This window comes from Agrococcus citreus, from assembly GCF_039527715.1.
In the GTDB taxonomy this organism is placed as follows: Bacteria; Actinomycetota; Actinomycetes; order Actinomycetales; family Microbacteriaceae; genus Agrococcus; species Agrococcus citreus.
Genome location: NZ_BAAAKK010000003.1, coordinates 101,248 through 111,398, shown reverse-complemented (window position 1 = coordinate 111,398; position 10,151 = coordinate 101,248). Strand labels below are relative to the sequence as shown.

Below are 10,151 nucleotides of genomic sequence, written 5' to 3'. Positions count from 1 at the left end.
CGACACGCCGGATGCGCGACCCTCCGCGCGGCGTGTCGTGACCACCCGCCGTCGTGGTGCGGGAGCGCCGCCGCGGGGGAGTGTCGTCCGGCACCAAGGCTTAGGCTCATCCTCGTGTTCGACTCTGCCCCGCGGCTCACCCACGGAGCCATCACCGTGCGCGGCATCCGCCAGCGCGACGCGAGGGCCCTCGAGGCGGAGCTGATCGCCAACCGGTCGTGGCTCGAGCGCTGGGAGGCGACTCTGCCGGGCACCCGCCCGAGCGGCCGCTTCGACACCCGCTCGTCCATCCGCTCGCTGCTCGACGCCGACCGCGAGGGCTCCGGCATGGCGTTCGCGATCGAGGTCGACGGCGAGTTCGCCGGACAGCTCAACGTGGCGAACATCACCGGCGGCGCGCTCGCCTCCTCGACGCTCGGCTACTGGATCGCGCAGCGCTTCGCCGGCCGCGGCGCGACCACCACCGCCGTCGCGCTCGTCACCGACCACCTGCTCGGCCGAGCCGGCCTGCACCGGGTGGAGGTGTGCATCCGCCCCGAGAACCTGGCGAGCCTGCGCGTGGTCGAGAAGCTCGGCTTCCGCTACGAGGGCTGCCGCCGCCGCTACATCCACATCGACGGCGACTGGCGCGACCACCTGTGCTTCGCCGTCGTGCGCGAGGAGCTCGCCGAGCCGATGCTCGACCGCTGGCTCGCCGGCCGAGTGCCGCCGTTCGACCGCTCCGTCTACCCGCTGCAGGTGGGCGGCGACCCCCGCGAGAGCTCCCAGCGCTGACCCGATCGGGCCGATCGCGAGCCCTCGAGCGAGCCCCAGAGCGGCAATGTTCCCGACTCGTGGCGAACCGCCGGACGGCCTCCGCGACTCGGGCCTGAGCCGCCGCTACCGTGCAGGACATGCCAGAGTTCGCAGGTCTCGGGACGTCCCTCGTCCTCATCGTCGCCGTCGTCCTCTGGGTCGCCTACCTCGTGCCGGTGTGGACCCGGAAGCGCGAGTATCTCGCCACCGAGCGCAACGCGATCCGGCTGCAGCAGACGCTCCGCATCATGGCCGAGTCGGCCGAGTCGCCGGAGGAGGTGCGCATCGAGGCCGATGCCCGCACCATCGCCGTGCAGCAGAAGGCGGTCGCCAAGGAGCAGCGCCTCAAGCAGGCGATGGAGCACGCGAAGGCGGTCGCCCGAGCGCGCGAGCTCGACGAGCAGATCAAGGCGGTCGAGCGCGAGGTGCGCGCCGCGGTGAAGTCGACGATGTCGCGCGCGCAGCGCCTGCGCCGCACCCGCCTCGCGTGCTTCGCGCTCGTCCTGGTCGCGGTCGGCGCGCTCGTCGTCGGCATCGTCGTCCCCGGCCTGCAGGTGCTCATCGCGCTCGGCGCCGCGGTCGCGGTGCTCGGCGCCGCCGGCCTCGTCGCGGTGAACGCATCGGCGTCGCGGATGCGTCGGGTCGCCTCGTCCGCGCCGCAGGTCAGCACGCTCGTGGAGGCGCGGGCGGTCGCCGCGCAGGCGGTCGCCGCCGAGTCGCGCATGGCGCAGCAGGTCGTCGCCCGCGGCGCCGTGCGCATCGAGGCCGGTCGTGCCGCCGACCGTCGCCGTGCCGACGTGCGCCGCGGCAACACCGACAGCGTCTACACCGAGCTCGCGAACGCCGGCCGCGGCAGCGCACAGGCCGAGGCCGAGGCCGCGGGCAGCACCAAGACCGACTCGCGCACCTGGTCGCCGCGCCCCGTGCCCGAGCAGCGGCTGCGCGCCGAGTACCGGCCGAGCGACGACCTGCTGCGCCGTGCCCGCGCGCAGCTCGCCGAGGACCGCCGCGCGATCTCCGGACCCGTCGAGCGCGTCGCTCGCCTGCAGGCGAGCTTCGAGGAGATCGTCACGGGCGAGATCGCCACGTCGGCGACCGAGCCGCGCATCGACCGCCGCAACGCGCCGACGCAGCCCGTCGCGCCCATCCGCGAGGCGCAGGTCGAGGCCGCGCCGGCCGCCGCACCCCGGGCCGAGCACCCGGCCGCCCAGGCGCCGCTCGAGACCGAGCAGGACGAGCACCGCGTGCGCCGCGAGCAGCCCGGCCGCCGCATCGAGGAGCAGCCCGCGGTGGGCGGATCGCGCTTCGCGGCGATGGGGCTCGTCGACGACGAGCTCGAGCGGCTCGACGTGCACGAGGCGTTCCTGCGCCGCGTGGGCTGAGCGACCGCCCGATTTCGTCGCGCGCGTCGACGTCGGGTATGCTGTTCCGGTCCGGGCCCGTAGCGCAGTTGGTAGCGCGCTTCGTTCGCAATGAAGAGGTCGGGGGTTCGATTCCCCCCGGGTCCACAGGCAGCAAGAGCCCCGCCGAGAGGCGGGGCTCTTCGCATCTCCGCCTCATCGCGCCGCACCATTCCATAACAGCGTCCGCGTTTCTGCTGAGGCGAGCGCATCCGGTCGTACATTGTGCGCGTGGCACACATCCTCGTCACCGCGATGCCGTTCGCGGGTCACGTCCGCCCGATGGCCGCGGTCGCGGCTGCGCTCCTCGAGCGCGGCCATCGCGTGACCGCCTACACGGGCGCGAAGTACACGGATGCGTTCGACCGGCTCGGATGCGCGACCTTCACCTGGAGCGCGGCGCACGACTTCGACGACGCGCACCTCGCCGACACCTTCCCCGACACCGGCAAGGTGGGCACGCGCGGGCTGATCGCGAACGTCCGCGACGTGTTCATCGGCACGGCGAGGGGGCAGGTCGACGACATCCGCGCGGCGCACGAGGCAACGCCGTTCGACGCGATCGTCGGCGACGTGCTCTCGGTCAGCGCCGGCCTCTGCGCCGAGCTGCTCGACCTGCCGTGGGCGACCGTCTCGCTCGTGCCGCTCTCGATGCCGAGCCGCGACCTGCCGCCCGCGATCGTGCAGACGCCCGGCCGGGGGCCGCTCGGTCGCGCGCGCGACGCACTGCTGCGCAGCCTCGTGCCCGTGCTCACCGCCCCGCTCGATCGGCCATACCGCGCCCTCCGCGCGTCGCTCGGGCTCGGCGCGGGCCGGCGCTTCGACACCGCCCTCTACTCGCCGACGCTCGTGATCGCGACCGGCTCGCCATCGCTCGAGTTCCCGCGCAGCGACCTGCCGGCATCCGTGCGCTTCGTCGGCCGGCTCGCGGCGCCGCAGCAGCCGCAGCCGACGCCCGAGTGGGTGCAGCCGCTCATCGACGACGTGCGGCCCATCGTCTTCGTCACCCAGGGCACGCTCGACACCGACCCCGACGACCTGCTGCTGCCGACCCTCGAGGGACTCGCCGATGCGCCTGTCTGGGTCGTCGGCACCACCGTCGGGCGCGAGGTCGGCGTGCAGCCGCCGGAGAACGCCCGGCTCGTCGACTTCATCCCGTACTCCGCGATCGTGCCGAGCGCCGCCGTGGGCGTCACGAACGGCGGATGGGGCGGCGTGCTCGAGATGCTGTCGCTCGGCGTGCCGCTCGTGGTCGCGGGCGGCACGATCGACAAGCCGCAGATCGCCGCGCGCGTCGCGTGGGCGGGTGCCGGCGTCGACCTCCGCACCGGCCGGCCGCAGCCGGCGAAGGTGCGCGCGGCCGTGTGGCGCGTGCGCCGCGAGCCGCAGTTCAAGGAGCGCGCGGTCGCGATCTCGGCGGAGCTGGAGCAGCTCGGGGGAGCGGCCCGCGCTGCGGCGCTCATCGAGGCGGAGCTGCTCCGGTGGGCGGATCGCGAGCCGCCGGCGCCCGCGCCCCAGTCCCCGCCACCGGAGCAGGTGCCGCCCGAGGAGGAGGACGTCATCGTCGCTCGCGCGCGTCGCGCGAGCCCGGGCAGGCGCCCGACGGTGCTCACGCGAGCCAGCGACCGCCTCGCATGAGCTGACGCTCGGCGAGCTCGTCGACCTCCCGCCCTGCCTGCGCCCCCTGCGGGCGCACGCGGCACCACCGCATCCGCCCGGCCGACGCTCGCGGATCGAAGCCGACCCGCGCCGCGAACGCGTCGGCGCGCTCAGCGAGCAGCTCATCGAGCTCGAGCTGCTCGACGTCGCCGTCGATCGTGGTCACGTCGCGCGCGCGGCGCCGCTCGGCCCGCGAACGGGGAGGCTCGGGCTGGCTCGGGATCATGACGCCCACGGTAGAAGTGGCGCGCGACCCGTGGACTGCAGGATTTCGCGCCGGACCAAGAGTCCCCGAGCCATCCTCAGCATCAGCCCAGCGCGCGGTCAAGGGGTCTGATAACACTGTTCGTCCCCCATAGTGTGGCCACATGGCGCTGTTCAAGCGGCTCGTGCCGCCCGACCGGACGACGGATGACGTCTTCCGCGTCCTCGCCGTCTGCACCGGCAACATCTGCCGCTCGCCGCAGGTCGAGAAGATGCTCCGCGCTCGCGTGCCGGCCGCGTTCGCCCGCGAGTCGATCGGTGCGCTCTCGGTGTCGAGCGCGGGCACGCACGCCTCCGAGGGTGAGCCGATGGATCCGTACGCGGTCGGCGAGGCGGCTCGGCTCGGCGTCCACATCTCGGGCGCGCACCGCTCGCGCCGACTGCACAAGCGCCAGCTCGAGGAGGTCGACCTGGTGCTCGGCGCCGAGCGCCGCCACCGCGACGAGTCCGCCAAGCTGCTGCGACGCCGCAGCGACATCGCCTTCACGGTCATCGAGTTCGCGCTCATCGTCGAGCACCTCGCGTCGAGCGACGCCGAGCGGGTCGCCCCACTGGGCGCCGATGGGTTCGCGGCGTTCATGCGCCGCGTCGTCTCGGTCGCGCACGACGCTCGAGCCGAGGCGCTCCCGCGCGCGGCGATCGCCCTCGACCTGCCCGACCCCTACCGCTACGGGCCGGAGGTCTACCGCCGGTCGGCCGACACGATCGACGAGCACGTCACGCGGATCGCAGCGGCCCTCCGCACGCTCGCGGCCGGCTGAGCGGGGCTGCGCGCCGCGGGCCACAGCGAACCGGACCTCTTCCACCGAGCCGGACCCGGTAGACCAGGTCCCGTTCGGTGGAAGGGGTCCCGTTGAGGCAGGCAGCCGAGCGCCCGCGAGGGCGGCGACGGCCCAGCCCCGCCTCAGCGCCCCGCCGCGCCACCCGCGCCCGGCACCATCGCATCCCTGTCCCGCAGGATCGCGGGCAGCACGATGTGCGCGTCGGGGATCATGCCGGGCGTCACGCGCCGGCGGAAGACCCAGTAGCTCCACGCCTGGTAGCCGATGATGATCGGCAGGCTCACTGCGGTGATGACCGTCATGACACCGAGCGTGTACGGGCTGCTCGACGCGTTCATGAGCGTGAGGTCGAAGGCCGGGTCGACCGTCGACGGCAGCACCTTCGGGAAGACGCCGGCGAAGATCGCCGCGGTGCCGAAGAGCCCGAAGGCCGCGTAGCCGGCGAACGCGAGCCCCTCGCGACCCTGCCGCGCGCGCATCCAGCCGCGCAAGGCGCCGACCACCGCGAGCCCGACGAGTGTCCACGACAGTGGGTTGCCGCCGTGCTCGATCTGCACCCACACCGCCCACACCGCGGCGGGCACGAGGCAGAGCGGCGCCGCCCAACCGGCGGCGAAGCGCGCCGACCGCTCACGCACCGGGCCGTCGGCCTTGAGCGCGAGGAAGGTCGCCGAGTGCGCGAGCGAGAAGCCGACCACCGCGAGTCCACCGATGATCGCGGGCGCGCCGAGCCACACGAACGGGCCGCCAACGCGGTCGCCGTTGCCGTCGATCGGCAGGCCGAGGGTCGTGAGCGACAGCATCGCCCCGACGCAGAACGCCGCGATGAGCGAGCCGATGCCGACGCCGGCCGTCCACGCCATCCGCCACCGCTCGGTGTGCACCTTGCCCCGCCACTCGATCGAGACGGCGCGCAGGATGAGCCCGACGAGCGCGAGCGTGAGCGGCACGTAGAGCGTCGAGAAGAGGGATGCATACCACTCCGGGAAGGCGGCGAACGTGCCGGCCCCGGCGGTGATGAGCCACACCTCGTTCCCGTCCCACACCGGACCGATGGTGTTGAGCATGACGCGCCGCTCGCGCTCGTCGCGAGAGGCGAACAGCATGCGCATGCCGACGCCGAGGTCGAAGCCCTCGAGCAGCAGGTAGCCGATCCAGAGCGCGGCGATGAGCACGAACCAGACGATGGCGAGCGGTTCCACGGATGTCTCCTGTGCGGTGAGCAGGTCGGTAGCGAAGCGGTCGGTGGCGAAGCGGGTCAGTAGGCGAAGGCGAGCACGTCGTCGCGAGCCGCGCCGGGCGGGTCGTCACGGTCGTCGCGACCGTCGTCGTGCCCGCGCGCCGCGAGCTCGGGCATGGCGCTCGCGACGCCGCCGCGCACGTACTTCACGAGCAGGAAGATCTCGACCACCATGAGCACGGCGTAGACGGCCGAGAGCGTGATGACGGAGAACAGCAGCTCGCCGACGGTCACGCCGGGGGAGACGGCGGCGGCCGTGAACATGAACACCCCGTCGATGCCGGAGGGGTCGGGGTTCGGCGCCACGACGAAGGGCTGGCGGCCGATCTCGGTGAAGATCCAGCCGGCGATGTTGCCGGCGAAGGGCGCGAGGATGCCGAGGATGGCGAGCCGCATGATCCACGGCGAGCTCGGCACGGTGCCGCGGCGCGTGAGCCACAGCGCGACGAGGGCGCCGAAGGCGGTGATGCCGCCGAGCCCGATCATGAGCCGGAAGCCCCAGTAGGTCACCCACATCGGCGGCACGTACTGCACGTCGGTGCCGGCGAACGAGCCGTAGAGCGCCTCGTCGGGGATCGTCTCGCCGTACTGGTCGACGTACCGCGGCTCGAGCTCCGAGATGCCGGGCATCTCGGCGCCCCACTCACCGGTCCCGAGGAAGCCGAGCATCCCGGGGATCTCGATGAGGGTCACGACGCTCGAGCAGTCGGCCGAGCCGACGTCGCCGATCGACAGCACCGAGAAGCCCGAGCCCGTGTGGCAGGCGGCCTCGGCGGAGGCCATCTTCATCGGCTGCTGCTCGTACATGAGCTTCGCCTGCCAGTCGCCGGTGAGACCGGTGCCGCCGAACGCGACGATCGCCACCACCGCTCCCGCGCGCAGCGACCAGAGCCAGACGCCGTGGTCGATCGTGTCGCGACCGCCCACCGAGGGCGCCTCGCCGACGACCACGCGACCGGATGCATCCACCGCGTCGATGCCGTCGTGGCGCCGCCGCCACAGGTGGTACCAGGAGATGCCGATGAGGAACATGCCGGCGACGATGAGCGCGCCGAAGATCGTGTGCGTGAAGGCGGCGAGCGCCGTGTTGTTCGTGAGCACCGCCCAGATGTCGGTCATCACCGGGCGGCCGTCGTCGGCGAGCTCGACGCCGACGGGGTGCTGCATCCACGAGTTGGCGACGATGATGAAGTAGGCCGACAGCCACGAGCCGATCACCGCGCACCACAGCGCCATGAGGTGAAGGCCCTTGCGCAGGCGTCCCCAGCCGAAGATCCAGATGCCGAGGAAGGTCGACTCGGCGAAGAAGGCGAGCAGTCCCTCGAGCGCGAGCGGGGCGCCGAAGACGTCGCCGACGAAGCGCGAGTACTCGCTCCAGGCCATGCCGAACTGGAACTCCTGCACGAGGCCGGTGGCCACGCCGAGGATGAAGTTGATCAGGTAGAGCTTGCCCCAGAACTTCACCATGCGCAGGTACTTCTCGTCGCCGGTGCGCACCCAGATCGACTGCATGACGGCGATGGCCATGCCGAGGCCGAGCGTGAGCGGCACGAGCATGAAGTGGTAGACGGTCGTGATGCCGAACTGCCACCGGGCGATGTCGAGCGCTTCCACGCCGATCTCCTTCGCTGCGCGTTCTACGTGACGTAGAACTCCTTCTACACAGCATAGAAGAACTTCGACGCTGTGTAGAATCGGATGTGACGATGGGCGTGGCGCCCACGGATGGAGCGGTGTCGTGACGAACAGGACCCTCGGCGAGCTCGAGCGGGCGGTGATGGATGCCGTCTGGGATGCCGCCGCACCGGTGAGCGCGTACGACGTGCAGGAGCAGCTCGAGGCCGCGGGCCGTTCGCTCGCGGCGACGACGCTGCTGACCGTGCTGTCGCGCCTCGAGAAGAAGGGATTCGTCGCCCCCGACCGCGGCGTGCGTCCATACCGCTACGCCGCCGTCGCGTCGCGCGCCGATCACGTCGCCGAGCTCATGCACGACGTGCTGGGCGCCGCGGGCGACCGCACCGCCGTGCTCGAGCGCTTCGTCGGCAGCGTCTCCGACGAGGACGCCGCCGTGCTGCGGCAGCTCCTGCGCGGCGGCGCGAGCGCGAGCTGACGGGAGCCCCGCCCGTGCCGCTCGCCGTCGTCGCGCTCGATGGCGCGGTCGCGCTCGACGGCGTCGCCGCGTTCGACGGCGCTGCCGCGCTCGCGAGGGCGGTCGCGCTCGACGGCGCGCTCGTCATCCCGCACGGCGCGATCGTGTGGGGCGCGGCGATGCTCTGGCTCGTCGCGCTGCTGCTCGCCTGGCCGGTGCCGATCTGGCTCGCGCGCGCCGCGTGGCCCATGCGCGCGCCGGTCGTGGCGCTGCTCGTGTGGCAAGCGGTGGGGCTCGCGGGCGGACTGTCGATGATCGGCGCGCTCGCGCTCACCGGGTTCGCCGTCGCGCCCGACCGGCTCTGGCTCGCCGCCATCCCGGCGGCGGTCTTCGCCGTCTACCTGCTCGCGCACCTCGCGGTGACGATCGTGCAGGTCACGCGCCAGCGTCGTCGCCACCTGCACCTGCTCGACCTGCTGACGTCACCGCATCCGACCAGGGCCCGCACGCGCGTGCTCGATGACGCGCTGCCCGTCGCCTACTGCCTGCCGCGCGGCGCCGGCTCGGTGACGGTGCTCTCGCAAGGGCTGCTCGACCGGCTCGACCCCGATGAGCTCGTCGCGGTGATCGCGCACGAGCGGGCGCACGTCGAGCAGCGGCACGACCTGCTGCTGCTCGCGTTCCGCGCCTGGCGCTCGGCGCTGCCGTGGTTCCCGATCGCGGCGCTCGCCGACGCGGAGGTCGCGGCGCTCGTCGAGATGCTCGCCGACGACCACGCGCGCCGCGAGGTGCGCGACGAGGTGCTCGCCCGCGCGATCCTGCAGGTCGGCGCGAGCGGCGTCGCCGATGCCGAGGTCGACCCGGCCGGCTCGACGCGGGGGAGCGACCGCTTCAAGCGGCTCGTCGCGTAGCGCGCGTCAGCCCAGCCGCACGACCTCGTCGGCCGGCAGCCGGTCGTCCTGCCGGTGCGAGACGAGGATCACCACGCGGTCGGCGGTCGCCGCGCGCACGTCGGCCATCATCGCCGCGGCCGTCGGCGCATCGAGGTGCGCGGTCGGCTCGTCGAGCAGGATGACGTCAGCGCGCGTGAGCAGCGCCCGCGCGACCGCGAGCCGCTGGCGCTCGCCGCCCGAGAGCGCCGAGCCCGCGGCGCCGACGCGCGTGTCGAGGCCGTCCGCGAGCGACTCGAGCAGCGGGCCGAGGCCGGCGCGCTCGAGCGCGTCGCGCATCGCCGACTCGTCGGGCGCATCCGCACGGGAGCGCGCGAGCAGCAGGTTGCCGCGCAGGCTCGAGTCGAAGACGTAGGCGTCCTGCGGGCACCAGGCCACGCGCGAGCGCCACGCGCGCTCCTCGAAGTCGGTGAGCGGCACGCCACCGCTCGCCTCGCCCGACAGATGCAGGGCGATGTGCTCGGAGACGGCGTCGATTCGAGCCGATGACCCCACATCTGCGGATGCGGTGGTGGCGGTCCCGCCGTCCGGCGCACCCTCCGCGCGGATCGCGCCCGCCTCCACCGGCAGCGCCCCCATCACGGCCGAGAGCAGCGTCGACTTGCCCGAGCCCGAGGGTCCGTCGAGCACAAGCCAGCGTCCCGCGGATGCGCGCCCCGAGACATCGGCGACGGCCGGCGCCTCGACGCCCGGGTAGCGCACGGCCACGCGATCGAGCTCGACCGCCCCGACCGGCGAGGCGGGCGTCGCGTCGCCCCAGGCCGGCTGCGGCGCCGGCCGCAGCACGGGCGCGATTCGGCGCAGCACCGCGCGCATCGACGGCACGCGGTGCGCGCCCGCGACGAGGTCGCCGAGCGGCTCGAGCAGCGCGAGCGTGAGGAGGGCGATGACCGATGCCGCTTCAGCCGAGAGCGGCGTGAGCACCGGCACGAGGCACGCGAGCGCCGTCACCGCGGCGGTGACGACGGCCGC

The 10,151-nt window shown here is 73.4% G+C and carries 10 protein-coding genes and 1 tRNA gene; 7 read left to right on the top strand and 4 right to left on the bottom strand.

What is annotated here, in order from left to right:
* The first annotated feature begins 114 nt into the window (after nucleotides 1–114).
* The 4 genes from ABD106_RS05825 to ABD106_RS05810 all read left to right on the top strand — a co-directional run bounded on the left by ABD106_RS05825 (nucleotide 115) and on the right by ABD106_RS05810 (nucleotide 3,833).
* The gene (locus ABD106_RS05825) at nucleotides 115–774 is read left to right on the top strand and encodes a GNAT family N-acetyltransferase (RefSeq protein ID WP_343918315.1); all 660 of its coding nucleotides are present in this window, start codon (nucleotides 115–117) and stop codon (nucleotides 772–774) included.
* Between the two features lie 119 nt (nucleotides 775–893).
* Nucleotides 894–2,177 carry a hypothetical protein gene (locus tag ABD106_RS05820; protein WP_343918313.1) on the top strand — a complete coding sequence of 428 codons (1,284 nt, stop codon included), beginning with the start codon at nucleotides 894–896 and terminating at the stop codon, nucleotides 2,175–2,177.
* Between the two features lie 53 nt (nucleotides 2,178–2,230).
* A tRNA-Ala gene (locus ABD106_RS05815) sits at nucleotides 2,231–2,303 on the top strand.
* Between the two features lie 123 nt (nucleotides 2,304–2,426).
* Nucleotides 2,427–3,833 (top strand): glycosyltransferase, encoded by a 1,407-nt coding sequence (locus ABD106_RS05810; protein WP_343918311.1) that lies wholly within the window; start codon nucleotides 2,427–2,429, stop codon nucleotides 3,831–3,833.
* Here ABD106_RS05810 and ABD106_RS05805 read toward each other — a convergent pair.
* Nucleotides 3,805–4,080, bottom strand: a complete 276-nt coding sequence (locus ABD106_RS05805; RefSeq protein ID WP_343918309.1) for a hypothetical protein — start codon at nucleotides 4,078–4,080, stop codon at nucleotides 3,805–3,807. The genes ABD106_RS05810 and ABD106_RS05805 overlap by 29 nt on opposite strands.
* Nucleotides 4,081–4,222: 142 nt before the next feature.
* On the opposite strand from ABD106_RS05805, the gene ABD106_RS05800 reads away from it, so the two are divergent.
* Nucleotides 4,223–4,879: an arsenate reductase/protein-tyrosine-phosphatase family protein gene (locus ABD106_RS05800; protein ID WP_343918307.1), complete on the top strand. Its 657-nt coding sequence runs from the start codon at nucleotides 4,223–4,225 to the stop codon at nucleotides 4,877–4,879.
* 143 nt (nucleotides 4,880–5,022) lie between these two features.
* Here the strand turns inward: ABD106_RS05800 and cydB are convergent, their stop codons facing one another.
* Together cydB and ABD106_RS05790 are read right to left on the bottom strand one after the other, a co-directional pair.
* Entirely contained in the window at nucleotides 5,023–6,102 is a 1,080-nt protein-coding gene (cydB, locus tag ABD106_RS05795) for a cytochrome d ubiquinol oxidase subunit II (RefSeq protein WP_343918305.1), read from the bottom strand.
* A 56-nt stretch (nucleotides 6,103–6,158) separates the two neighbouring features.
* The gene (locus tag ABD106_RS05790; protein WP_343918303.1) at nucleotides 6,159–7,754 is read right to left on the bottom strand and encodes a cytochrome ubiquinol oxidase subunit I; all 1,596 of its coding nucleotides are present in this window, start codon (nucleotides 7,752–7,754) and stop codon (nucleotides 6,159–6,161) included.
* Between the two features lie 124 nt (nucleotides 7,755–7,878).
* Here ABD106_RS05790 and ABD106_RS05785 point away from each other — a divergent pair, with 124 nt between their 5' ends.
* Both ABD106_RS05785 and ABD106_RS05780 read left to right on the top strand, forming a co-directional pair.
* Nucleotides 7,879–8,250: a BlaI/MecI/CopY family transcriptional regulator gene (locus ABD106_RS05785; protein WP_343918301.1), complete on the top strand. Its 372-nt coding sequence runs from the start codon at nucleotides 7,879–7,881 to the stop codon at nucleotides 8,248–8,250.
* Between the two features lie 14 nt (nucleotides 8,251–8,264).
* Entirely contained in the window at nucleotides 8,265–9,140 is an 876-nt protein-coding gene (locus ABD106_RS05780) for a M56 family metallopeptidase (protein ID WP_343918299.1), read from the top strand.
* A 6-nt stretch (nucleotides 9,141–9,146) separates the two neighbouring features.
* Here ABD106_RS05780 and ABD106_RS14550 read toward each other — a convergent pair whose 3' ends face one another.
* Entirely contained in the window at nucleotides 9,147–9,995 is an 849-nt protein-coding gene (locus ABD106_RS14550) for an ATP-binding cassette domain-containing protein (protein WP_425545730.1), read from the bottom strand.
* Nucleotides 9,996–10,151: the final 156 nt, after the last annotated feature.

Coding starts and splice junctions, on each gene's coding strand:
- ABD106_RS05820 (WP_343918313.1), top strand. CDS start 894: ATGCCAGAGTTCGCAGGTCTCGGGACGTCCCTCGTCCTCATCGTCGCC.
- ABD106_RS14550 (WP_425545730.1), bottom strand. CDS start 9,995: ATGCGCGCGGTGCTGCGCCGAATCGCGCCCGTGCTGCGGCCGGCGCCG.
- ABD106_RS05800 (WP_343918307.1), top strand. CDS start 4,223: ATGGCGCTGTTCAAGCGGCTCGTGCCGCCCGACCGGACGACGGATGAC.
- ABD106_RS05805 (WP_343918309.1), bottom strand. CDS start 4,080: ATGATCCCGAGCCAGCCCGAGCCTCCCCGTTCGCGGGCCGAGCGGCGC.